The sequence below is a fragment of the Marinobacter arenosus genome (genome assembly GCF_019264345.1).
Taxonomy (GTDB): domain Bacteria; phylum Pseudomonadota; class Gammaproteobacteria; order Pseudomonadales; family Oleiphilaceae; genus Marinobacter; species Marinobacter arenosus.
The window spans coordinates 429,735-451,262 of record NZ_JAHVAO010000001.1 but is presented as its reverse complement, the minus strand read 5'-3'; the positions used below and the strand labels follow the sequence as shown (position 1 = coordinate 451,262).

Sequence of the window (21,528 nt, the reverse complement as noted above, 5' to 3'; positions counted from 1 at the left end):
CATTACTTCAGGCGTGCCGTTTGGTAAGGGCGCGAACGCAGCGTTCGAAGACCGCTTCATCGAAGAAGGGCTCATTTGAGGAACCGTGGCCCCGGACGATCTCGCCCCCGGCCTCAACGATACCGCATTCGATCATCAGGTTATCACTGAGCCCGAAGTTCTCCACGGTATGGCCGAGCTTGTCGGTTGGTGTGGAACCGGCGCGTTCGTAATAGTTTCTTGGATCCATGGTGTAACCGATCGCCGATTTGCCCTGGGCGATCATGTAACCAACTTCGAAAACGGTGCCCGGATCCGCACTGAGGCCACGGAACGGGCTGAGATTGGCAATGATGGCCTGGCAACTCTCCATCAGTTCCCGGTTGGCCCGGTAGATCCGGAAGCCGAGGGCCTGTGGTGATTCGCTGCCAGTCGCTTCCAGTTGGGTGTCGAGCGGGTCGACGCCCTCCAGGCCGTAGGCGGCCAGCAGGCGCTTTTTGCTGGCAACAATGCGCCGGTGCTCCAGTTCGGGAAAGAAGACCTCGGGACCGGCCAGGTAAACGCGTTGTGGTTTGGTCAAGGATTATCCTGTTTTGGAAGTGGTTCAATTCGGTTGATGTCGCCGGTCGGCGGTTCCGGTTCGTCTTCCATGATCACCAGTATTCCACCCGCAATGATAGCAATGGCTACCAGGGCCCGAAGGATCGTCGATTTTGACATGCCTCGCTCCTTTTTGACGGGAACCATACCACTTACCTTAGGGGACGGGGCGCTAATCACAACCCCCGGCGTAAATTCCTGAGCCTTCTACAAAAGTCGCTTCGACAGTCACTCGAGGCTGGTTAATACTGAAGGATCGAATGAGTGCAATTCCAGACCCGTGTGAAGGGGGAACGAATCATGATGTCTGACGAGGAGCCGCTGGTTCGCAAATACAGCGATAACGGGATAACGACGCTCACCCTCAACCAACCCAAGCGCCGCAACAGCCTCTCGATGGCCATGCTGGAGGCGCTGTCGGAGGAACTGAATGCCGTAGCCGGGGACCCGGAAACCCGAGTGGTGGTGTTGGCTTCCCATGGAAGCGTGTTCTGCGCCGGGCATGATCTCAAGGAAATTCAGGAACAATTCGATAACCCGGATTTTCAGCTTGCCCTGTTCCATCAGTGCAGCAAGGTCATGCAGCAGATCGTTTCCCTGCCGAAACCGGTGATCGCCCGGGTGGCCGGAGTGGCTACCGCCGCCGGCTGTCAGCTGGTCGCCAGTTGCGATCTCGCTGTCGCAGCCGACACGGCCCGGTTTGCGACGCCGGGTGTCAACATTGGCCTGTTCTGTTCCACGCCGATGGTGGCGCTCTCCCGGAACGTCTCGCGCAAACACGCCATGGAAATGTTGCTCACCGGTGAGATGATTGGCGCAGTCCGCGCTGAGGCCATCGGCCTGATCAACCGCGCGGTGGATGAGCAGGTGCTGGATGAGACCGTTTACGGGATGGCCAGAACCATTGCGGATAAGTCCGGATACACGCTGAAAGTCGGCAAGGAAGCGTTTTACCGGCAGCTGGAAATGCCCCTGGCGGAGGCCTACGAGTTCACGTCAAACGTGATGGCCGAGAACATGCAGGCCAACGATGCGCAGGAGGGCATTTGTGCCTTCCTGGAGAAGCGCAAGCCGGACTGGAAGGACAGCTGAGGGGCGCCCGCCATGTTCAGCGGGCGGAGCAGTTCTCGTCGCCAATGGCGAGGCGATCACCAACCGAGATTCCGTGCGCTGAGAAAAAGCCCCGATTCATTTCAACCGCCGAGGTGAATGCAACGCCCGCCGGATAGGATGGACAATTACCGGCGTTGCCTGAACTGCACGGGGCCATGGTGCGGATATTGCCAACCTCGCCGTCGGGGCTGAGGTAGGCGATGTCCAACGGGATCAGGGTCTTGTACATCCAGAACCCATGTTCCGGGTTCTGGGGTTGGTCGTACACAAACAGCATGCCGTTGTTCTCGGCCAGGGATTTTCGCCCCATCAGTCCTTTTTGCCGCTGGCCGAATTCCTCCGCCACCTCAACCGTCACGGGAACAACCCCGTTCGCTGTGATAAAGCACGCTTCCGAGAGCGGAAGCCGGTCCTGGGGAACGCTCGGATCGGCCGAACAGGCTGACACCAGGGGCACCAGCAGCAGTGCAAGCCGTGAGGCACTTCCGTTTCGAATCATGAGCGCAGCCGGTACCCGGTTTTGAAGATGTACCAGACTGCCAGCATGCATGCGCCCAGGAAGACCAGAGTCATACCGACGCTGATGCCCACGTGCACGTCGGACACGCCATAGAACGCCCAGCGAAAGCCACTGATCAGGTACACCACCGGATTGAACAGGCTGATGGTCTGCCAGATTGATGGCAGCATGTCGATGGAATAGAAGGTGCCGCCGAGAAACACCAGCGGCGTGACGATCATCATCGGAACGATCTGGAGTTTTTCAAAGCCGTCGGCCCAGATGCCTATGATGAAACCAAACAGGCTGAAGGTGATGGAGGTGAGAACCAGAAAGGCAATCATCCAGAACGGGTGCAGCACATCGTAATCCACGAAGAGCCGCGCCGTGGCCAGGATGATCAAACCCAGAATCACCGACTTGGTGGCAGCCGCTCCGACGTAGCCGAGTACCACCTCCACGTAGGAAACCGGAGCCGAGAGTACCTCGTAGATGGTGCCTGAGAATTTTGGCATGTAGATCCCGAACGAGGCGTTGGAAATACTCTGCATCAGCAACGAGAGCATTACCAGGCCCGGAATGATGTAGGCCCCGTAACTGATGTTGTCGATGTCACCCATGCGCGAGCCGATGGCGGAGCCAAACACCACGAAGTACAGGCAGGTGGAGATCACCGGTGACAGCACACTTTGCATCACCGTGCGCTTCATGCGGGCCATTTCGAAGTTGTAGATTGCGCGGACGCCGTAAAGGTTCATGCCTTTCTCCAGTGAATCGGGCGGGGCTATTCGTGCACGAGGCCGACGAAAATCTCTTCCAACGAGCTCTCTCGGGTCTGCAGGTCCCGGTATTCGATACCCAGGTCACCAAGGGTGCGCAGCAAACGCGCGACGCCGGCCTGTTCCTGCTGGGAATCGAAGGTGTAGATCAGCTCGTAGCCATCATCCGACAGTTCGATGGGTTCCAGCGTCAGCTCGCCCGGCATTCTTTCCAGCTTCGCCTGCAGTTGCAGCCGCAGTTCTTTTTTGCCGAGCTTGCTCATCAGGCGGTCTTTTTCTTCGACCAGGATGATTTCGCCATGGCGGATGACGCCGATCCGGTCGGCCATCTCCTCGGCTTCTTCGATGTAGTGCGTGGTCAGAATAATGGTGACCCCGTTTTCCCGGAGTTTTCGCACCATTTCCCACATGTCACGACGGAGTTCAACGTCCACACCGGCGGTCGGTTCATCGAGAAAGAGAATCTGGGGTTCGTGGGAAAGCGCCTTGGCGATCATGACCCGGCGTTTCATCCCACCTGACAACGACATGATGCGGTTGTTGCGCTTATCCCAGAGCGACAGGTCCTTCAGCACCTTCTCGATGTGGGCGGGTTTGGGGGCCTTGCCAAACAGGCCGCGACTGAACGAAACGGCGTCCCACACCGTCTCAAAGGAGTCCGTGTTCAGCTCCTGGGGCACCAGGCCAATGGACTGCCGGGCCTTGCGATACTCGCGCACTATGTCATGGCCGGCGGCTTTCACCTCGCCCTGGGAGAGATTCACGATGCCACAGATGATACTGATCAGGGTTGTCTTTCCGGCTCCGTTCGGGCCGAGCAGGGCGAAGATTTCGCCCCGCTTGATGTCCAGGTTGATGTCCTTCAATGCCTGGAAACCGTCCCCATAAACCTTGCTGAGGTGCTTTACGGAAATGTCCGGCTGCACGGGCGTATCCTGTCTGTAAAATGGGTCAAAAATGAAAGCGCCGTATTTTCTCATGACTGACGACGATTTAGAAAGCTTTGCCTGCCTCCGCATAGCGCTCATAATGCCGCTGTCCGGAACTGAGGTACGACAATGATACGAGCAGCACTCACGGTGGGACTGATTCTGGCGCTGGTTGCGACAGCGGTATTCGTCCCCCGACTGTTAAAGGATAACGGCCAGGCGAAATGGGGAGGCCCTACCGTTCCCTGCGACCTCCTGGCGGAATCGTGTAGCTGGTCGGGCCGGGCAGGGCTGTGGACGGTAAAGCTGGAGGTTCCGGCTGAAGCCCGCCAGAGCGCTCAATACACACTGACCGTTGTGTCACCGGAACCGCCGGAGCAATTCGTTGCCGTGCTCCGCGGCGAGTCCATGTACATGGGGGAATACCCCGTGCCGCTGCGCCGTCAGAGCGACGGCTCCTACATTGGACGTTTCTCGGCGCCCATCTGCTCCACCGGCAGCGAGATGGTCTGGCGAGTGGAATTACAGCAGGGCCAGGAGCCGCTGAAAGGCATACCCCTGAAGATGGTGTTTCAGGCGGATAGCTGACAAGCCTGCGTTATGGTGTAAAATTCCGGTTACATGTGACCGAAACCAGGGATGATACGATGGATTACGGAGATAGCGTTCAGAAGGTGCTGCTGCGCAAAATCCGCAAGGCGGAGCAGGATCTGTTGCAGTTGAAGCTCGATTACTGCCGATTTGTATTTGGCCTGACCCACCGGGCGCGGGTTGTGTCAGGCGGTGAGGTTTATCTGGTTCGCTCCGTGGACGTCGACAGCATGAAGCACACAGAAGAGGGCGGTTTTTCCAAGCCTGCGATCTCGGGAGTGTCAGTGAATCAGACAGAGGCCCAGGATTCCATCCAGCTGGGGACTGACTGGGAACTGGAAACGGTTGCCGAACAATCTGCCGTCAAATAAACGCGTTGTCCGTAATGGCCTGGTAAAGACTGTTGGTCGGTGCCACGTACTGGTGGTGCCGCCAGAACTCCGCGCCTTCCAATCCCCCTCGGTAACACGCCAGAAGCACACCGCTCCGGCTCATGGTCGCGATGGCCTGTAGCGCCTGAGGCTGTCTGATACCCATTTTCCGGTTTGCGATCTGGGCGGCCAGACCCGCCACCGATTCCGTATGTCGGGCGGATGTGTCGCACAGTGCGCAGGCTGCGCCATACAACCACACCGCCGCGTAGTCCCGCACCTCTGCTGGAGCCTGGACCAGGTCCAGCCCATTCACGCGGCAGTCCCTTTCCTGCAGCCCGGCCAGAATATGCAGCTGGGTAAACAGTTCGGTTCGATCGTAGGCGGTCGATGTTGCCTTTACCCGTTTGCTGTAGTCCGGCACAGGCGCTGGCCTGTGGACGGGCAGGCTCTCAGGCACGGGTGCCGCGCGTACCAGCGTGACCATGCGATAGGCCATGAGCAGCAGCAGGGCCACCAAGCCAATCTGAATCACGAATACCAGTCCATCCACCATGTTGCACATCGCCCTTAATGTTTCAGAAGGTGCTCGAAGTGTAACCAAATGTAATCGGAAAGGGGATGGTACGCCTTGGCAAATTCGTCATTTCGATTGGCTGGAGTGACGGAACTGTGATGGCCATCAAAAAGACGTTTCCCGGTGTTTGTGTCGGAACTATTTACAGGTAAAGGACGATTTGTGAACTGCTTCACCTACGTTACACCTATGTGTCGAAAAACTTTACAGGCGTTGCATTGGTAGCCGCTGAAACCCTCTGTTCCCTTGGCTTGGGGCACATGGCACGGTTCTGGCTTTCTCGGTCGACTGTAGCCAAACCATCTGCGAGGGTGGGACGGAAAGCTGCGGGTCTTTCTGAGACAGCCGGGCTGCACAGGGAGTAATCAAAGCCTTCACGGAGAATGTCGATGAATCTTAAAAGAACGGCACTTGGTTTCGTATTTGCAGCTTCAGCAAGCGCCGCCATGGCAACGCCGCAGTACAGCGGAAGTACCACCTCGGACGGTGACCTCGCCCTCAATCAAGGGGCTGGCTACTACATCTGGAACGATCTGAACAACACAAGCAATTGGTATGTCCGTTGGCTGGCGCCCGACGTTGTCGATGCCGATAACACCGTTGAATGGTTCGGTGACCTCGAGTTCGAAAATCAGAACCTTGGTACCTACGAGTCGTTTGCGTTTGAAACCTCTGGCCCGCATGTGGATAGCATGACGGATTTCAGCACCGGAACGTCTGACTTTATCACCTGGACGGCCGCTACCAATGCGACCGGTGGCGTGGACGGCTTCAATTTCACCCTGGCTGGTGGCATCGAGCTGCTGCAGTTCTCGCTCGGCTCAAGCCTGTTCGCTGGTCTGACACCGGTTCTGAGCGATCCGGGCACAACCTCCACGGGCATCTACATCGGTGGCAGCTACGCGTCGACGGATGCGCTGGTGCTCGAAAACAACGAGGGTGCCGTATACCAGCAGTTTGAAGTGTCCGTTCCGGAGCCTTCAACACTGGCACTGCTTGGTCTCGGCCTGGCGGGGTTTGGTGTATCACGTCGTCGTCGCAGCTGATTCGGGCGACAGTGACGAAAAGCCGGGCTCGTCCCGGCTTTTTGCTGTCTGACGCGCCGTAAACCCGGAGCTGAGCGGCGCGATCAGCAGGTCGGCATGGTTTGCAGCGCCAGCTTCCGGCGAATGTAGCGTCCGAGGGCGTCTACGCCGATGTTGAGGAGCGCGGTAATCAGGATCAGCATCATGGCGCGGTCGAACTGAATGTTTTGAATCGCGCTGTCGACGTAGAAGCCCAGGGTATAGATACCCAGAATCCCGAGAATCGCCGTTTCCCGCATGATGATTTCCCATCGATAGAACAGGAACGCCAGAAACGACCGGTAAATCCTCGGCACCAGTTCCCAGGAATAGCGGCTGACCCCCGTAACGGCGTCGCTCCTGAGTTGAATGGTGTTGGTCTGGCGACCGATCAGGTGGCCTATGATGCCGCCGTTATGCAAGGCCAGCGCAACCACGGCGGGCAACATGGAGGGCCCCCATAGCTGAAGCAGAATGTAGGCAAGGATGTACTCCGGCGTGGAGCGCGCAATCACTAGAAAAACGTGGCCGGATGTCCGGCGGATAGGCCCGCCGAAGTGGTTGGAAATCAGGGGGAACAACAGCAAGGCCAGGATGCCGGTGCCCACCAACGCAATCTGCGTAAGAATCACCGTATTCCAGATGCCCGGCAGGGCCTGGTGGACCATCAGGTCACCGAACCAGTCGCTCAGGCCGGAAAGACCTTCCCCCTGTCGGATCGGGCTCGGGACGATGTCCTGGGTAAAGAACCGCTCCACGTTCCCCCACACGATGGGCAACCCGTCACCGAGGAAAAACGGCGCGCCGAGAATATAGACGGGTAGAAGCTTGGGTTTGACCCACAGCGGCATGGTTGCGATCAGCACGTAAAAGAGAATCAGCATGGCGCCCGCGTCTGAGTACAGCCCCTGGGAAAACGATGACTCCAGGTAAAAGCCCAGCGTCGGCAATCCCACGAAGCCAAGGATGGCGCTGGAGCGGAGGCCGCATTCCAGCCGGTACGCGGTGTAGGTTCTCAACTGAACCCAGCAATCCGGGATCCGGGTGTAGAGAAACGCAGCGATTACGCCAGCACCCGGGGGCAATAGCCGGCCTGGCTCGGGATCTGCCTCCTCGAGGATTTCCGAATACACTTTGGCAAAGATTCCGGAATAGGGAATGGCAATGGCCAGCACCCCCGTCAGGGGATGGAAGCCGAAGAACTGGAGGAAGATGAGCGCCCAGAAAAGCTCGTGAATGGCCCGGATGAACGCGCAGAAAATCCGGACCGGCAGGAACCGGTAAACCAGTGACAGAAGAAAACCGGCGACACTGCCCAGCGCCACACCCACGAAGGCAAAGGCAACGGTTCTCAATAGAGCCGTCATCAACCCCTCGGAACTGAAGAAGTTTGGGGTGACAACGCCGAGGAAGAAATTACCCAGGTCCCGCCAGGGATTCGAGGCAGTTATCGCAATGTCGGCCGCCAGCAGTCCTGCCACCGCAATGGCAAGGAAAATAAGGCTGGTTCGAACCGTCGGGTAGGAAAGCATGAAAATCTGCCGTTTCCTAGTAGAGCGACATGATGTCGGTAGCGGACAGGCGATCACTGGTGTCGTCCAGCGCAATCTGACCGTCCTGTATGCCCACAATCCGGTTGCAGTACGTTAACGCCATCTCGACATCGTGGAGCGCAATCACACTGGTCGAGAAGTAATCCCTGAGCCGTTTCATGACAAGGTGCGCCATTGGACCGTCCAGCGCCGACACCGGCTCATCTGCCAGCAGCAGGTCTGCGTTCCGGTACATGGCCCTGGCGACCGCCACACGCTGGCGCTGGCCTCCCGACAGGGACGCCGTTGGAATCCAGAGCTTTTCAGCCATGCCCAGATCCGCAAGCAACGCCCGCACCGCGCGTCTGTCAACGGAGAAGGGCCGGATCAGGGTCATGGTGTTGTACCAGGCGGAATGCCGATCCAGCTGTCCCATGAACACGTTGTGGAACACGGGTAGGGCATTAACCAGTCCGAGTTCCTGTGGTACCAGTGATGAGTCACGATTTACCTGCTCGTGAATCAATCGAATCAGTGTTGATTTGCCGGCACCGCTTTTGCCGACCAGAGCGACTTGTTCGCCCTGTTTGACCGTCAGGGAGAGCGGGCCAACCACCCGCTCTCCACCGAAGGAAGCCGTCAGGCCTGAGAGATCGAATCCTGGCATTAATCGAGGATTCCAATCTCTTCCGCCGTTTTACGGATCGGCTCATAGTCATCATTGGAGGCCGGGATGAAGCCGGAGCGCGGGAAGCTTTCCAGCAGAGCCTTGTCGTCGAGACTCAACAGGGCCTCTTTCACGCGGTCCTTGAAGCCGTCTCCGAACCGGTCGTTAACATCGCCACGAATGGTCCACTGGTAGTCCGGGTACGCCGGGGTTTCCCAGATGACCTGGACTGCATCGGTGTCGACGTTGCCGTCCTCAACCTCTTTCTGCCAGACCTGGAAGTTCAGCGCGCCGACCTCATAAGTGCCGGCCTCGACCAGGCGAAGCGTACGGGTGTGGTTGCCGCTGAAACCAACCCGGGCGAAAAAGTCCTCGGGCTGTTCGCCAAAGGTTTCGCGAATGTAGAATTCGGGCATCAGGCGGCCCGACGTGGAGCCCTTTGAACCGAAGGTGAACGTGGTTCCCTTGAGTCCTTCCTCGAGTGTGGCCAGATCGTCAGCCGGCTGGATTCCGGTGCTGGTGTTGGCTATGAAATAGGTCTGGAAGGCTTCGTCCTCGACGCCCTGGGCAATCGCTTCCGAGCCGGGAACCAGTCGACGGGCCTGAACGCCGGACAAACCGCCAAACCAGGCAAGTTGAACCTGGTTGTTGCGGAAGGCCGAGACAGCGGCGGCGTAGGATTTGACGGGAATGTAGCGAACGTCCACATTCAGCTCTTCAGACAGGTAGTCCGCAACGCCCTGGAATCGCTCTACAAGCTTCGTCTCGTCCTCATCCGGGATAGCCGTGAACACGAAGGTCTCGGCCGAGGCGGAAAACGCCAGGGTACCAAGCAAGCCGGAAAGCATGAATTTCCGTATAAGATTCAAGGTCATTTGAAGTCCTTAGTTCTATGATTGGATGACTGGAGAGAGCGAACGCACGTCGCATCCTGAACATCAGAGGATACCTTGATTCGCGCTAACTCTGAACAGCTATACGAGTTCCACCTTTGATTGGCTCAGCCCTGTAACCTCAAGTAGTGGCATCGTTTGTTAATGGGTAATTCATGAAAATAATAATGCTTACGCCGGCCCCTCCCGGATCCCGGGCTGGCAATCGCGCCACCGCCGAACGCTGGTCGGAATTGCTCCGGCAGTCCGGGCATGAGGTCCAGGTGGTAACGCACTATGAGGGGGAGGCCTGCGATGCCTTTTTTGCCCTGCACGCCTGGCGCAGTCACGACGCCATCCAGACGTTTCGAAAATGCTGGCCAGAAACGCCGTTGATCCTGGCGCTGACCGGGACCGACATCTATCGCCACCAAACCGAGTATCCGCTGCCCACCAGGGCCTCCATGGCAGCCGCGGATGTGCTGATCGGATTGCACTCGCTCGTGGGAGAGGATATTCCGGAGCCGTTCACCGAGAAACTGCTCACCCTGTATCAATCCGCCGACGCCAACTCCCCGGAGGGTGACGCCACGAGCCGGAGTGAAGCGTTCGAGGTCTGCGTGATTGGCCACCTGCGGAAGGAAAAGGATTCCCTGCGGGCTGCCAAAGCGGCGAGACGGTTGCCCGATGAGTCGACAGTTCACGTGCTCTGTGCCGGCAAACCGCATGATCGGCACTGGCAATCGATGTTAGAGCTGGAAGTCCGGGAGAACCCACGGTTCGAGTGGCTGGGCGAACTGGATAAGGCTGACACCCGGGCGTTGATGGCGCGGTGTCAGCTTATGGTGATCAGCTCGGTGATGGAGGGTGGAGCCAATGTGGTGTCCGAGGCGTGTCGGGCAGGGCTTGCGATTCTGGCCTCAGACATCCCGGGGAATCGCGGCCTGCTCGGGGAGGACTACGAAGGGTATTTCCCGGTAGGGGATGAGGCATCTCTTGCGGATGCGCTGCGACGGGCCGAAACCGATCCGTCGTTCCTGAAGCGCCTGTCTTCGCAGGTGGAGGCTCTGGCCCCTCTGTTTACACCCGAGAAAGAACGGCGAGCCCTGGAACAGGCGCTGGCGTTGGCTATCCAGCGCCGCGCCGGGCTCAAAGGCTAGGCCTCTGGTTCCAGGGGCTAGTCTCGCAGCGAAATAGGCTCTATCGCCCCTTCGACGTCCTGAGGCAGCACCCGACCGATGATCGCGGTATGGGGGTAGCCCAGAGATTTCAGTTCCCGCACGCAGGCTTCGGCCTGGTCTGCAGCCACGCTGGCGAGCAGCCCGCCCGCTGTCTGGGGATCGAAAATCAGCGGGTATCGAGGGTGCTTGACCCATTTCTCCTGATCCCGGATGCCTCGCCGTAGCCGGATGTTAGCAGGCTGGAGCGAACTCAGTATGCCGGCTGCGGCCGTTTCCTCGGCACCCGGCAAAACCGGAATCGCGGAAAGGTCCAGCTCGGCATCGACACCGGAAGGACGAGTCATTTCGACAAGATGGCCCAGCAGGCCAAAACCGGTCACATCGGTACAGGCACGGGATCCATAGCGCCTCAGGCATTCCGCAGCCAGCTTGTTGGACTGGATCATGGAGGCCAGGGCGCTATCAATCCATCGTCCCCGCGCCGCCAGTCGGGCGTGGGCTGCAAACAGGGTGCCGGTACCAATGGGTTTGGTGAGGATGAGCGCATCGCCCGCCCGCAACCCGCCTTTGCTCATGACGTCGTCGGGATCGATCAGACCATTGACTGCAAAACCGAGGGCGAGCTCCTTGCCTTCCCCGGTGTGACCGCCTACCAGGGCACAACCGGCCTCGTTCAGGACGTCCACCGCGCCGGACATCATCTGGAACACGACATCCTCAACCTTGGATTCGATGCCATAGGGCACGGTGGCGACGGCTGTCGCGCTCTGGGCTTCGGCGCCCATGGCAAATACGTCACCCAGGCTGTGATTGGCGGCAACCCGACCGAATACGTAGGGATCGTCAATGAATGCCCGGAAGAAATCCACGGTATGAACCACGGCTTTGCCAGGAGGAACGCGGAGCACGGCGGCGTCATCCGGCGCGTGCAGCCCGATGATAATGTCGTCCCGCTCGATCGGCTTCAATTCGCCCAGGGCCCGGGACAACACGGTACTGCCGACCTTCGCACCGCAGCCGCCGCAGCGCATGGCGACCGCTGATATCGCCTGGGAGGCCTCTTCCGGGTTCTGGGCGGCGGCCGTGTCCGGCAACTTGGCGTCCTCCGCCATTTCCGGAAGGTCGTTGAATTTCCTCATGAACCTGCGGTCGATCCAGTCTTTCCAGCGCCAGACAAGGGCACCGTCGAGCTGGGTATTGCCGTGTGAAGCGACGGCGTATTTGTCGCCGGTGCTGATCAGGGCGAGCCACTTCTTCTGGGGGTGAAAATCCTTCGCTTTCTTGCCCAGTGCCACACGCTTCAGGTTGTCGGCCAGCGGCGGCCCCTGACGGACCGCGAACACACCCGCTTTCTCGCGAGGGTGATTGATGACATTGGCTATGTCACCGGCGGCAAAAATGCTGTCGTCGTTCTCCGATTGGAGGGTGTCGCGGACCCGCAGAAACAGGCCCTCGTCCAGGGCGAGGCCGGTCTCTTTCAACCAGGCCGGGCCGCCCGCGCGAGTAACCCACAGGACCTCGTCGGTCTGCAGGGATTCGCCGGATTCCGTCACCAGGAGCCCTTCCTGGACCTTTCGGACCGGCGACCCCAGATGCACTTTCACGCCCCGTTCGGCGAGTGTCTTTCGGAACACCTCTCGAACCTTGGCATTGTGGGTTGGAAGGATCTCGTCAGCCGCGTCGAACAGATGGAAATGCAGCTGATCCGGATCTTTGCCTCGCTGTTTCAGCTCCTTCGTCAGACGAAACTGCATGGCGAGCGTGAGTTCAACACCACCGGCGCCCGCGCCGACAACGGCAATGGAGAGCGGACCGTCGTGGTTTTCGATGCGGGACAACAGGGCAAGCCAGCGGTTGTTGAAACCGGTGATTGGCTTGACCGGCACAGCGTGGTCCGCGGCACCTTCCACTTCATTGACCTGTGGCGAGGAGCCGATGTTAATGGACAGGATGTCGTAGGGGACGTCGGGTCTTCCACGGCAGACCACGCGCTTCCTTTCCCGGTCAATACCGACCGCTTCGTCCCGATAGAACCGCGCTCCGGCATACTCGGCCAGGCGGCTCAGATCGATATGAACGTCATCATAGCTGTAGTGGCCGGCAACGTATCCGGGCAGCATGCCAGAGTAGGGGGTGTGAGTGTCGCGGCAGATCAGGGTAAGGCGCACGCCGGGAACCGGGTTCATAGCGAACCGTTTAAGTACTCCGACGTGGCTGTGCCCGCCGCCAATCAGGACGATGTCCCGTAATACAGGCTGGTCAGGCGTTCGCATCAGACGATTTTCTTGGCTTCAGCGCTGAACTGTGAGAATCCCTTGACGCTCGAGAAGGCCTTGAGCTTTTCCTCGTCTGCGGCGGACGGATTGGCGATCTGGTCAATGGAGGTGATACCCGCTTCCTTCATCTTCTTCGCGGTTGCCGGACCAATGCCTTTCACCAGGGTGAGGTTGCTCTTGTCGATGGACTTGGCTGCGGCGGCTGAAGCAGGCTTCTTGGCCGCTGGCTTTTTCGCCGGAGCCTTTTTGGCAGGCGCCTTCTTTGCAGATGCTTTTTTGGCCGCCGGCTTACTGGCCGCGCTGCTGGATTTGGCCGTCTTCTTCGGTGCCGATTTCTTGGCAGCGGTCTTGGCTTCCTTGCTGATTTCTTCGGTGCGTTTCCTGACTTCCTCACCGGCTTCTTTGGACGCTACACCGAGGCGCTCAAGGATGTTGCTCTGAAGCTCATGGAACTCATTCAGCCGCCGTTCGAATTCTTCGTTGAACCGTTTCATTTCCCGGTCCCGCAACTCGTCGAAGTCTTTCAGGAGTTTCCTGACCGGATCCTGGATCTGCTGCTGCAAGCCGTCAAACTGCTTCAGCGCATCGTTGATCAGCCCTTCGATCTGGGAGGACGTTTTTTCGAATTCTTTATTGACCTTCTTTACGATTTTATCAACGCTCGGTTTGGCTTTCTTCGCCATGAAATGTCTCCTTACGGGTGGGGGAGGAACGCTCGATCAGAATCAGGCCAGCTGCCGAAAACCGGAGATAGGCCCTGGGGAACGCCTGGATTTAAGGGACTGCTTCTTGGATAAGACTTCCCGTATCCGACGGAGTTTCTCCGCCAGGGGAGAGTCTTTCTCTGAATCAATCTCTACAAAATCAATGGAGTAGAAGAAGTTGCTGCAGTGTTTTCTACGTTCGGTCACAAGGCCGCTCACGCCTTCTGCCCGGATCTCGTCAAAGGGCATATCCATGATCAGATCCAGAACGAGGGTATCGCCAGGATTAAACACCTTGTCGGTTTTAAGCACACAGCCGTAAGCATCCAATTCGTAAAGGTCAGCCTCCACCAGTTCCTTCCGGAACAGGCCCTGCCTGACTCGAAACTGCGCACTCAGGTCTGGTAAAGATTCATTCATCAACATTTACTCTGGTGATTTCCGTATCCACTGCCATTGGGCCGTCTCGGAAGACAAGCCGAATATTGTTTAAACAATAGACACTGATCGTCGGTTTGGCAACGCCATCAGTGCCCTACACGGTAGCCCTCAGGCAATGGTTCAACTCCCCGTCTGAGTTTATCGGCCGGGCTCACTTCTTTTTTAGCTCGTACATGTCCACGCGCCGATCTTTCAGGTTGGTGACAGAACCCTCGTTCCGCACCAGCTTGAGTTTTTCCAGGTCCATGTCCGAGAACATGATCATCTCCGTATTCGGGGTGGTTTCCGCCATCACCGCGTCGTGCGGGAAGGCAAAATCCGATGGCGAGAATACGGATGACTGGGCGTACTGGACGTCCAGGTTTTCAACTTTCGGCAAATTGCCAACGCTGCCGGTGATGACCACATAGCATTCGTTTTCGATCGCCCGCGCCTGGGCACAGTGACGTACCCGAAGGTAGCCATTTTTGGTGTCTGTCCAGAACGGCACCATGATGATGTCGACGTCTTCACTGGAGGCAATTCGACCCAGTTCGGGAAATTCGATGTCGTAACAGATCATGATCGCGACACGGCCGGCATCGGTGTCGAACACTTCGAAGTCGCTACCACCTTCAATGACCCAGTCACGGCGCTCGTGCGGTGTGATGTGAATCTTCCGCTGCTCGTCAACCCGACCGTCACGGTGGCACAGGTAGGACACGTTGTAGACCCGGTCGTTCTCCAGAAGTGGCATGGATCCGGTGATGATGTTGATATTGTAGCTCACCGCCATCTCGGACATTTCATCCCGGAACTGCTGGGTGAATCCGGCCAGGAAGCGTATGGCCCGGGTCTGGTCGAGCTGGTCGGTCAGACCCATGAGCGGCGCGTTGAAGAATTCCGGGAAGAGGGCGAAATCACTCTTGTAGTCGGACAGCGCATCAACGAAGTATTCGACCTGCTTGAGCACTTCCTCCACGGAGGTGAATTCCCGCATCTGCCACTGCACGGCGCCAAGGCGTACCTGCGTTTTCTTGACGTTCAGCACCGACGAGGGCGGCGTGTACAGAATGTTCCGCCACTCCAGCAGGGTTGCATAACCGAGGGACTTTTCGTCCTCGGGCAGATATTTGTGCATCAGGCGGGTGACCTGGAAATCGTTCGAAAGCTGGAAGGTCAGAATCGGGTCGTAGATTTCCTTGCGATCTACCCGCTGGATGTATTCTGCCGGCGTGTACTGGTCAGAATACTTGTGATAGTTGGGGATGCGCCCACCGGCAAGAATGGCCCTCAGATTCATGGACCGGCAAAGCTCTTTCCGGGCCTCATACAGGCGACGCCCCAGTCGGTAACCGCGGTATTCCGGGTGGATAAAAACGTCCAGGCCGTACAGCGAGTCCCCATTGGCGTTATGCCAGATCTTTTCGTTGCGCAGGATCAGGTCGTCGTACGTGTGCGGATTGCTGAAGCGCTCATACTTCACGCAGACGGTCAGGGCGACTGCAATCAGGTGGCCATTATCCTCGATGCAGATCTGCCCATCGGGAAACTGCTCCACCAGTGCCTTGATGGTTTCCTTGGGCCACGCTCCTCCGATGTCATCGTATATCCGATCCATCAGCAGCTGAAGTTGATCGTAATCGTCGAGCGTTAAATTCCGGAGATTAAGATGCAGCTCTTCGTGGGCCATTCAGTTCGGCTCCCGTCGTAATTGGATAGATGGCATTGGTGGCGTTACCGGCGGCGGTTTTTAGAAGTTTATCAGATACTGTTAAAGAGTTCGCACAACAGGCCGAAACATCACTTAACGGACTTTTATTTCGTGAAAGCGTATGGTCCTGCGCTTTCAGCAATGTGACTCAATGATTTCCCGCGAGGATTCCACCGTGAACCTGACTTTTGGTCAAAAGCTGCTGGTCGCTTTCAGCATTCTGCTTTTGCTTGTTATGGGCGCCTTTACGCTCTCCGGCGACCTGCGACTGCAGAAAACCACCTCAACCTACGTTGACGCTCTCGTAGAAGATGCTGTCGCCCAGAGTACGTCGAGCATTGCCGATTGGCTCAACACCCGTCTGACAATGACGGAATCCACCGCTAAAGCACTGGAGCGCGTAGACACAGACGAAGAGGCCAGAACGGTGCTCCAGGCCATTACCACCGGCGGTGGATTCCGGGACGTCTACGTGGGGCGGGCCGATGGCTTCATGTTGATGAAGTCCGAAGAAGCCAACGCGACGTTGCCGGCGGACTACGACCCGCGGGTTCGGCCCTGGTACAAGAAGGCCATGAGCCTGGGCCGGGCTTCCTTCACCGAGCCGTATCGGGACGCGAGCACCAACGACACCATTATTTCGACCCTGGCACCGGTCAAGCGGGGCGCCTACGAGGGTGTCGCGGGCGCGGATATCGGGCTTGGCGCCATTGAGAAGACACTGGAAACGGTCACTCTCGCAGACACGGGTTACGCCGCACTGATCAACGCCCAGGGCGTGGTGCTGTTTCACCCGAATGAAGAACTGATCGGAAAGAACATCAAGGCTCTGATCGGAACCAAACCGATGTTGGACGGCCGTGCCCACGGGTACGAAGCCGACGACGCATCCTGGAGTGCGAGCTTCTATCCCATCAGCGATGCCCGGGGCGTGGACTGGTACCTCGGTACCTTTGTGAACCAGGACAAGATCAACGCGCCGGTGCAGAGCGCCCGTGTAACCGGGTTGATCATTGCCGTGATCGGTCTGCTGGTGTCACTGGTGGTGCTGCATATCGGTATCAAAGTGTTGATGGCGCCGCTTCGCCGTCTGAACGGTGCCATGGCTGACATTGGCACCGGTGATGCCGACCTGACCCAGCGGCTGAAGGTCAACGCCCGCGACGAGTTTGGCCAGTTGGCGGATAGCTTCAATCGGTTCGTGGAGAACATTCAGACCGTTGTGCGTGATGTACAGCGCGGCAGCGAGGAGTTGGGCAGTAATGTACGATCCCTGAGAGAGACTGCCAGCACCAGCCGCTCCAGCGTTGAACAGCAGCAGGCCGAGATTGACATGGTCGCCACGGCGATCAATGAAATGTCGGCGGCGGCGGGCGAGATCGCCCAGAACGCGCAGCAGACCGCCGATGCAGCCAATACAGCCGATAACGACAGTCGTGCATCCCTGGAAACCGTCGCGGCCTCGCGTGACGCGGTGCAGAAGCTGGCCCGGGAGGTGAACGCGGCAGCGGAAGTGATCAATACGCTGGGCAAGGACGTCACGTCCATCACGTCTGTCCTTGAAGTGATTCAGGGCATCGCCGAGCAGACCAATCTGTTGGCGCTTAACGCGGCCATTGAAGCGGCACGCGCCGGTGAGGCGGGTCGCGGTTTTGCCGTGGTTGCCGACGAAGTCAGGAATCTCGCCCAGAGAACCCAGGCCAGCACCGAAGAGATCAACAACATGATCGAGCGGTTGCAGAAGGGCGCCGACGACGCGGTGAACGTGATGAACGCCTCCACCGCCGTCTCCAACGTCAGCATGGAGAAGGCTCAGGACGCGATGGACGCGTTGAACCGGATTGCGGAGGCGATTACGTCCATCAACCAGATGACGTCGCAGATCGCTACGGCCTCGGAAGAGCAAACGTCCGTGACGGAAGAACTGAACTCATCCATCACCCGCATCGCCGACCAGGGCCAGGAAGCGGCAGCGGCGGCGAGTGAGAACGACGTCTACAGCGGGCAGATTGAGAGTATCGGTCATACCCTTAACCAGAACGCGTCCCGTTTCCGGGTCTAACGGCTGAGCAGTTCGAGGCGGTGGCGCAGGGATTCCAGCGTTCGCCGCCCGACATAGCCGGATTCCTCGCTCAGATAGGGATTCTCCAGCACCAGAACGCGGCGGCCGGGCAAATTCAGCGCCTGAACGGCGCGGCCGTAATAGGTCCTCAGAAACTCTCCGAAACTACCATCCAGAATGGCTCTCTCCATGCCCAATTGCAGTCTGTGGGCGGTCTGCTGGTCCTCCGGTGCCACGAACAGGTAGGACGGCATGGCGTAAGCCAGAAGAATGTTGGGCTCAATCACCAGATTGGGATCGGCTTCAATCTTCAGATCATACAACACCTCACTGGCCCCTCGGGCGAAACACTCGAAACGATTGTTCCTGAGCATCGAGAACAGGATTTCATATCGTGTGTGGGTGACGACCTGGATGTTGTTGGCTCTCAGTACTTCGGTATCCGGCCAGTGAGTGCCCTGGCCGATTCGGATGTTGGAATTCTCAAGATCCTCAAGCGTGTGAATGTTCTCGAACAGGGGCAGATGTTCAGGGCGCACCACGCAGACCCGAAAACCCAGCAGGCCGCCATCAATGGGAATCGGCACGGCCGTCAGGAAGGTCTCCCGTTCCTCAGAGGTGGCCACATTCGCAATATCGACCAGGCGCGAGCGGTTACGGCTCAGCTCCCGCAACACACGGCCCTGGCTCAGTTCCTGGCTTCGCACCAGCCGGTAGGCGCCGTATTCCGGGGTTTTGCTCAGCGCGAGGTTAACCAGCGCGTTAATGGCAGGGCTGTCGTAATTGCGATACCAGAGGATGTAATCCCGGGTGGATTGAGTGGGCGCATCCGCAGAGACCCAGGAGGCGGGGCAGAATAGCATCGCTATCAAAAGGGCGGCCCAGGCAGGATTCAAGTGAGCGCCACCTTCCTGAACGCCGCGCCGGCGAGTCGCGGTAGTGAGTTCCAAAGCCAGAATTCCTTCTCTATGGGCGGAACATGCGTCGGTTTGTTGAGCTCGACGCTTGATTGAACGTCCCTACTTTAGAACAGAACGCGGCAGAAAAAGCGCTAAAGTGTCAAAAAAAGTGTAAAACCGTGTTGCGGACAATCGCAGGCGTTGTGATGATCAGTCCATCAAGCCAAGAAGAGACATGTTATGGCACTCATCGACAACCTCATTGGCGCCACCGGACAGTGGGTCGCGAATTCGGATTCCAAGGCCACCCTGGCCAATCCGCTCGCCTGGTTACGAAAAACGGGTGGTTACGCAGCGGTGAACCGGATCATCGGTCTCTCGATTCCCTTTGCTACCCGGAACCGGTTCAGCGTGGAGGAGCTCAGGCCGGGTTACGTGAAAGCGAAAATCCGCCTGAAAGGCAACAAGAACCACTTCGGCAGCCTCTATGCCGGGGCCTATTTTCTGGTCGCGGAAATACCCGGCGGGGTTCTGACCCTGTTTGACCTGGGGCCCTCGTACACGCCGATCCTGAAGGAAATGACCCTGCAGTTTCTCCAGCCGGCCAACTCCGACGTCACCGTGGAGTTTTCGCTATCCCCGGAAACCGTGGCCAACATTCTCTCGGAAGCGGATAGCACCGGCCGGGCGAAGTTTACCCTCGAAGGGCAATTGCACGATCAGGAAGGGAATCACGTTGCGACCTCCATTGCCCATTACCGGGTCAGGAAGCAGGGATTCAAAGCGCCAGCCTGATCGAGCCGGCGGCTCAGTCCTGATCCAGGCCGGCGATGGCCTCGAGGAAAATGGCGCCGTACTTTTCGAGCTTGGCAGCGCCAACGCCGTTTACCTCGGCCAGCTCTTCAAGGGAGCGGGGCTTGCGCTCAAGCATGTCGAACAGCGTGGTGTCGTGGAAAATCACGTAAGGCGGCACACCCTTTTCTTCCGCCAGTTCCTTGCGGCAGGCGCGCAGTACCTCCCAGCCGTGGCTATCGGTAATCTGGTCGCGAACCGCAGACCCACCGCGTGCGCCGGAGGAACGAGAGGAGGTCTTTTTCACCACCGGATCTTTCCTCAGCTCGACCTGATGCTCGCCTTTCAGCAGTGGACGGCACTGTTCGGTCAACTGCAGGGCGCCGTAGCCTTCTGGATCGGCTCGCAGATAACCGTTGGCGACGAGCTGCCGGAAGACCGATTTCCACTCGTTGGCGGAGAGTTCGGTGCCAATGCCGTAAGTCGACACCTCATGATGGCCGGATTGCAGGATCCGCTCGTTTTCAGACCCTCGCAGAACGTCGATCAGATAGGTAACCCCAAATCGCTGGCCCGTACGGAACACGCAGGACAGCGCCTTCTGGACCGCGACAGTACCATCCCAGGTTTCCGGAGGATTCAGGCAGGTGTCGCAGTTTCCGCAGGGCTCATCGAGGACATCGCCAAAGTAGCGGAGCAGGACCTGGCGTCGGCACCGGGTGACTTCGCACAGGCCCAGCATGGCATCAAGCTTCTGGCGTTCCACCCGTTTGAAATGATCGTTGCCCTGGGAGGCTTCCAGTATCTGGCGTAACTTGATCACATCCTGCAGGCCATACACCATCCAGGCGGTGGAGGGCTTGCCATCGCGTCCGGCCCGGCCGGTTTCCTGGTAATAGGCCTCGAGGCTTTTCGGCAGATCAAGGTGCGCCACGAAGCGAACGTCCGGCTTGTCGATCCCCATGCCAAAGGCAATGGTCGCCACGATAATGACCCCGTCCTCACGGAGAAACCGCTCCTGATAACGAGCGCGGTCTTCGGCCGGAAGGCCAGCGTGGTAGGGCAGAGCCGTGTAGCCCTTGTCCGCCAGCATGCGCGCCGTGGCGTCTACCTTGTTTCGGGAAAGGCAGTATACGATGCCACAATCGCCTTCATGTTCTGATTTAATAAAATCAAGCAACTGCTTGTTTGCATTCGTTTTAGGTGCGATCCGATACTGAATATTGGGCCGATCGAAACCACTGACGAAATGCCGGGCCTCGGTGAGCGTGAGTCGCTCGGCAATTTCCTTGCGGGTTCGTTCATCGGCGGTCGCCGTCAGGGCAATGCGGGGAATGCCCGGGAACTCGCCTGCCAGCATGCTGAGCTGCAGATAATCGGATCGAAAATCATGACCCCATTGGGAGACACAGTGGGCCTCGTCAATGGCAAACAGTGAGATGGATGCATTATGCAGCAGTTCGATGGTGCGGGGCTGGATCAGGCGTTCCGGCGCACAGTAAAGGAGATCCAGTTCACCGGTCATCAGGGCGTATTCGGTCGCCCGCGCCTGCTCGAAATCCATCGTGGAATTAAGGAACGCCGCTTTCACACCCAGTTCCCTGAGGGCGGCAACCTGGTCCTGCATCAGGGCAATCAATGGCGAGATTACAATGGCGGTGCCCGGGCGTACCAATGCTGGTACCTGGTAGCACAGTGACTTGCCCCCACCGGTGGGCATAAGCACCAGGGCATCGTTGCCATTGACCACTTCACGAATAATGTCGCCCTGCAGGGGCCTGAAGGCTTCATAGCCAAACACTTCGTGAAGGACCTGTTCCGGGTCCCGGCGGGATGCGGTCGGGCGTTCGGTGGTCAGTTGATCAAAGTCCTGTTCAAAGTGCATAAGGTAACCGGTTGTCCGGCGT

The 21,528-nt window shown here is 58.3% G+C and carries 22 protein-coding genes and 1 riboswitch; of the genes, 7 read left to right on the top strand and 15 right to left on the bottom strand.

The annotated features are described in order from the left end of the window. Nucleotides 1-7 precede the first annotated feature (7 nt). Both KXD86_RS02070 and KXD86_RS02065 read right to left on the bottom strand, forming a co-directional pair. Nucleotides 8-559, bottom strand: a complete 552-nt coding sequence (locus KXD86_RS02070; protein ID WP_218634431.1) for a nucleoside 2-deoxyribosyltransferase — start codon at nt 557-559, stop codon at nt 8-10. Next, a complete protein-coding gene (locus tag KXD86_RS02065; protein WP_218634430.1) occupies nt 556-699 on the bottom strand; it encodes a hypothetical protein in 144 nt (47 codons plus the stop codon). The genes KXD86_RS02070 and KXD86_RS02065 overlap by 4 nt, the downstream gene beginning before the upstream one ends. A gap of 180 nt (nt 700-879) precedes the next feature. Here KXD86_RS02065 and KXD86_RS02060 point away from each other — a divergent pair, with 180 nt between their 5' ends. Next, nucleotides 880-1,671, top strand: a complete 792-nt coding sequence (locus KXD86_RS02060) for an enoyl-CoA hydratase (protein ID WP_218636697.1) — start codon at nt 880-882, stop codon at nt 1,669-1,671. A 16-nt stretch (nt 1,672-1,687) separates the two neighbouring features. Here KXD86_RS02060 and KXD86_RS02055 read toward each other — a convergent pair whose 3' ends face one another. Genes KXD86_RS02055 through KXD86_RS02045 form a run of 3 tightly spaced genes read right to left on the bottom strand, consistent with a single transcriptional unit; the run spans nt 1,688 to nt 3,896 of the window. Then, nucleotides 1,688-2,191, bottom strand: a complete 504-nt coding sequence (locus KXD86_RS02055) for a DUF192 domain-containing protein (protein ID WP_218634429.1) — start codon at nt 2,189-2,191, stop codon at nt 1,688-1,690. Next, complete coding sequence (locus KXD86_RS02050) at nt 2,188-2,949, bottom strand: ABC transporter permease (RefSeq protein WP_218634428.1); 762 nt, start codon at nt 2,947-2,949, stop codon at nt 2,188-2,190. Before KXD86_RS02050 ends, KXD86_RS02055 begins: the two co-directional genes overlap by 4 nt. Nucleotides 2,950-2,975: 26 nt before the next feature. Further along, entirely contained in the window at nt 2,976-3,896 is a 921-nt protein-coding gene (locus KXD86_RS02045) for an ABC transporter ATP-binding protein (protein WP_218634427.1), read from the bottom strand. 132 nt (nt 3,897-4,028) lie between these two features. Here KXD86_RS02045 and KXD86_RS02040 point away from each other — a divergent pair, with 132 nt between their 5' ends. Together KXD86_RS02040 and KXD86_RS02035 are read left to right on the top strand one after the other, a co-directional pair. Further along, entirely contained in the window at nt 4,029-4,487 is a 459-nt protein-coding gene (locus tag KXD86_RS02040) for a hypothetical protein (RefSeq protein ID WP_218634426.1), read from the top strand. A 59-nt stretch (nt 4,488-4,546) separates the two neighbouring features. Then, the gene (locus KXD86_RS02035; RefSeq protein ID WP_218634425.1) at nt 4,547-4,861 is read left to right on the top strand and encodes a hypothetical protein; all 315 of its coding nucleotides are present in this window, start codon (nt 4,547-4,549) and stop codon (nt 4,859-4,861) included. Here KXD86_RS02035 and KXD86_RS02030 read toward each other — a convergent pair. Then, a complete protein-coding gene (locus KXD86_RS02030; RefSeq protein ID WP_218634424.1) occupies nt 4,854-5,417 on the bottom strand; it encodes a hypothetical protein in 564 nt (187 codons plus the stop codon). The genes KXD86_RS02035 and KXD86_RS02030 overlap by 8 nt on opposite strands. A 304-nt stretch (nt 5,418-5,721) precedes the next feature. After that, a riboswitch (cyclic di-GMP riboswitch) is annotated at nt 5,722-5,796 on the top strand. A 31-nt stretch (nt 5,797-5,827) separates the two neighbouring features. Between KXD86_RS02030 and KXD86_RS18840 the strand changes: the two genes are divergently transcribed. After that, nucleotides 5,828-6,484 carry a PEP-CTERM sorting domain-containing protein gene (locus tag KXD86_RS18840; protein ID WP_228739294.1) on the top strand — a complete coding sequence of 219 codons (657 nt, stop codon included), beginning with the start codon at nt 5,828-5,830 and terminating at the stop codon, nt 6,482-6,484. A gap of 83 nt (nt 6,485-6,567) precedes the next feature. Here KXD86_RS18840 and KXD86_RS02020 read toward each other — a convergent pair whose 3' ends face one another. From KXD86_RS02020 to KXD86_RS02010, 3 genes are read right to left on the bottom strand one after another with little or no spacing between them, the layout of a single operon-like run. Further along, nucleotides 6,568-8,034 (bottom strand): PhnE/PtxC family ABC transporter permease, encoded by a 1,467-nt coding sequence (locus KXD86_RS02020; RefSeq protein ID WP_218634423.1) that lies wholly within the window; start codon nt 8,032-8,034, stop codon nt 6,568-6,570. A gap of 16 nt (nt 8,035-8,050) precedes the next feature. After that, the gene (locus KXD86_RS02015; protein WP_218634422.1) at nt 8,051-8,701 is read right to left on the bottom strand and encodes an ATP-binding cassette domain-containing protein; all 651 of its coding nucleotides are present in this window, start codon (nt 8,699-8,701) and stop codon (nt 8,051-8,053) included. Then, nucleotides 8,701-9,576, bottom strand: coding sequence for a putative selenate ABC transporter substrate-binding protein (locus tag KXD86_RS02010; RefSeq protein ID WP_218634421.1), 876 nt, complete (start codon nt 9,574-9,576; stop codon nt 8,701-8,703). The genes KXD86_RS02015 and KXD86_RS02010 overlap by 1 nt, the downstream gene beginning before the upstream one ends. Before the next feature lie 185 nt (nt 9,577-9,761). On the opposite strand from KXD86_RS02010, the gene senB reads away from it, so the two are divergent. Beyond that, nucleotides 9,762-10,733: a selenoneine biosynthesis selenosugar synthase SenB gene (gene senB, locus KXD86_RS02005; RefSeq protein ID WP_260523760.1), complete on the top strand. Its 972-nt coding sequence runs from the start codon at nt 9,762-9,764 to the stop codon at nt 10,731-10,733. Between the two features lie 17 nt (nt 10,734-10,750). Here the strand turns inward: senB and KXD86_RS02000 are convergent, their stop codons facing one another. The 4 genes from KXD86_RS02000 to KXD86_RS01985 all read right to left on the bottom strand — a co-directional run bounded on the left by KXD86_RS02000 (nt 10,751) and on the right by KXD86_RS01985 (nt 15,847). Then, nucleotides 10,751-13,027 carry a slr1591 family oxidoreductase gene (locus KXD86_RS02000; protein ID WP_218634419.1) on the bottom strand — a complete coding sequence of 759 codons (2,277 nt, stop codon included), beginning with the start codon at nt 13,025-13,027 and terminating at the stop codon, nt 10,751-10,753. Further along, entirely contained in the window at nt 13,027-13,713 is a 687-nt protein-coding gene (locus KXD86_RS01995; protein ID WP_218634418.1) for a helix-hairpin-helix domain-containing protein, read from the bottom strand. The genes KXD86_RS02000 and KXD86_RS01995 overlap by 1 nt, the downstream gene beginning before the upstream one ends. A 42-nt stretch (nt 13,714-13,755) precedes the next feature. Continuing rightward, on the bottom strand, nt 13,756-14,154 hold the full coding sequence (locus KXD86_RS01990; RefSeq protein WP_218634417.1) for a hypothetical protein: 399 nt from the start codon (nt 14,152-14,154) through the stop codon (nt 13,756-13,758). A gap of 172 nt (nt 14,155-14,326) precedes the next feature. Continuing rightward, a complete protein-coding gene (locus KXD86_RS01985; RefSeq protein ID WP_218634416.1) occupies nt 14,327-15,847 on the bottom strand; it encodes a GNAT family N-acetyltransferase in 1,521 nt (506 codons plus the stop codon). A gap of 196 nt (nt 15,848-16,043) precedes the next feature. Here KXD86_RS01985 and KXD86_RS01980 point away from each other — a divergent pair, with 196 nt between their 5' ends. Further along, entirely contained in the window at nt 16,044-17,930 is a 1,887-nt protein-coding gene (locus KXD86_RS01980; protein WP_218634415.1) for a methyl-accepting chemotaxis protein, read from the top strand. Here KXD86_RS01980 and KXD86_RS01975 read toward each other — a convergent pair. Further along, the gene (locus KXD86_RS01975) at nt 17,927-18,880 is read right to left on the bottom strand and encodes a transporter substrate-binding domain-containing protein (protein WP_376770943.1); all 954 of its coding nucleotides are present in this window, start codon (nt 18,878-18,880) and stop codon (nt 17,927-17,929) included. The genes KXD86_RS01980 and KXD86_RS01975 overlap by 4 nt on opposite strands. Before the next feature lie 189 nt (nt 18,881-19,069). Between KXD86_RS01975 and KXD86_RS01970 the strand changes: the two genes are divergently transcribed. Continuing rightward, nucleotides 19,070-19,624: a YiiD C-terminal domain-containing protein gene (locus KXD86_RS01970; protein ID WP_218634414.1), complete on the top strand. Its 555-nt coding sequence runs from the start codon at nt 19,070-19,072 to the stop codon at nt 19,622-19,624. A 13-nt stretch (nt 19,625-19,637) separates the two neighbouring features. On the opposite strand, the gene recQ is transcribed toward KXD86_RS01970, so the two are convergent. After that, nucleotides 19,638-21,506 carry a DNA helicase RecQ gene (gene recQ, locus KXD86_RS01965; protein WP_218634413.1) on the bottom strand — a complete coding sequence of 623 codons (1,869 nt, stop codon included), beginning with the start codon at nt 21,504-21,506 and terminating at the stop codon, nt 19,638-19,640. Between the last annotated feature and the right edge of the window lie 22 nt (nt 21,507-21,528).

Coding starts and splice junctions, on each gene's coding strand:
- KXD86_RS02065 (WP_218634430.1), bottom strand. CDS start 699: ATGTCAAAATCGACGATCCTTCGGGCCCTGGTAGCCATTGCTATCATT.
- KXD86_RS02060 (WP_218636697.1), top strand. CDS start 880: ATGATGTCTGACGAGGAGCCGCTGGTTCGCAAATACAGCGATAACGGG.
- KXD86_RS02055 (WP_218634429.1), bottom strand. CDS start 2,191: ATGATTCGAAACGGAAGTGCCTCACGGCTTGCACTGCTGCTGGTGCCC.
- KXD86_RS02050 (WP_218634428.1), bottom strand. CDS start 2,949: ATGAACCTTTACGGCGTCCGCGCAATCTACAACTTCGAAATGGCCCGC.
- KXD86_RS02040 (WP_218634426.1), top strand. CDS start 4,029: ATGATACGAGCAGCACTCACGGTGGGACTGATTCTGGCGCTGGTTGCG.
- KXD86_RS02035 (WP_218634425.1), top strand. CDS start 4,547: ATGGATTACGGAGATAGCGTTCAGAAGGTGCTGCTGCGCAAAATCCGC.
- KXD86_RS02030 (WP_218634424.1), bottom strand. CDS start 5,417: ATGGTGGATGGACTGGTATTCGTGATTCAGATTGGCTTGGTGGCCCTG.
- KXD86_RS18840 (WP_228739294.1), top strand. CDS start 5,828: ATGAATCTTAAAAGAACGGCACTTGGTTTCGTATTTGCAGCTTCAGCA.
- KXD86_RS02020 (WP_218634423.1), bottom strand. CDS start 8,034: ATGCTTTCCTACCCGACGGTTCGAACCAGCCTTATTTTCCTTGCCATT.
- KXD86_RS02015 (WP_218634422.1), bottom strand. CDS start 8,701: ATGCCAGGATTCGATCTCTCAGGCCTGACGGCTTCCTTCGGTGGAGAG.
- KXD86_RS02010 (WP_218634421.1), bottom strand. CDS start 9,576: ATGACCTTGAATCTTATACGGAAATTCATGCTTTCCGGCTTGCTTGGT.
- senB (WP_260523760.1), top strand. CDS start 9,762: ATGCTTACGCCGGCCCCTCCCGGATCCCGGGCTGGCAATCGCGCCACC.
- KXD86_RS02000 (WP_218634419.1), bottom strand. CDS start 13,027: ATGCGAACGCCTGACCAGCCTGTATTACGGGACATCGTCCTGATTGGC.
- KXD86_RS01995 (WP_218634418.1), bottom strand. CDS start 13,713: ATGGCGAAGAAAGCCAAACCGAGCGTTGATAAAATCGTAAAGAAGGTC.
- KXD86_RS01990 (WP_218634417.1), bottom strand. CDS start 14,154: ATGAATGAATCTTTACCAGACCTGAGTGCGCAGTTTCGAGTCAGGCAG.
- KXD86_RS01985 (WP_218634416.1), bottom strand. CDS start 15,847: ATGGCCCACGAAGAGCTGCATCTTAATCTCCGGAATTTAACGCTCGAC.
- KXD86_RS01970 (WP_218634414.1), top strand. CDS start 19,070: ATGGCACTCATCGACAACCTCATTGGCGCCACCGGACAGTGGGTCGCG.
- recQ (WP_218634413.1), bottom strand. CDS start 21,506: ATGCACTTTGAACAGGACTTTGATCAACTGACCACCGAACGCCCGACC.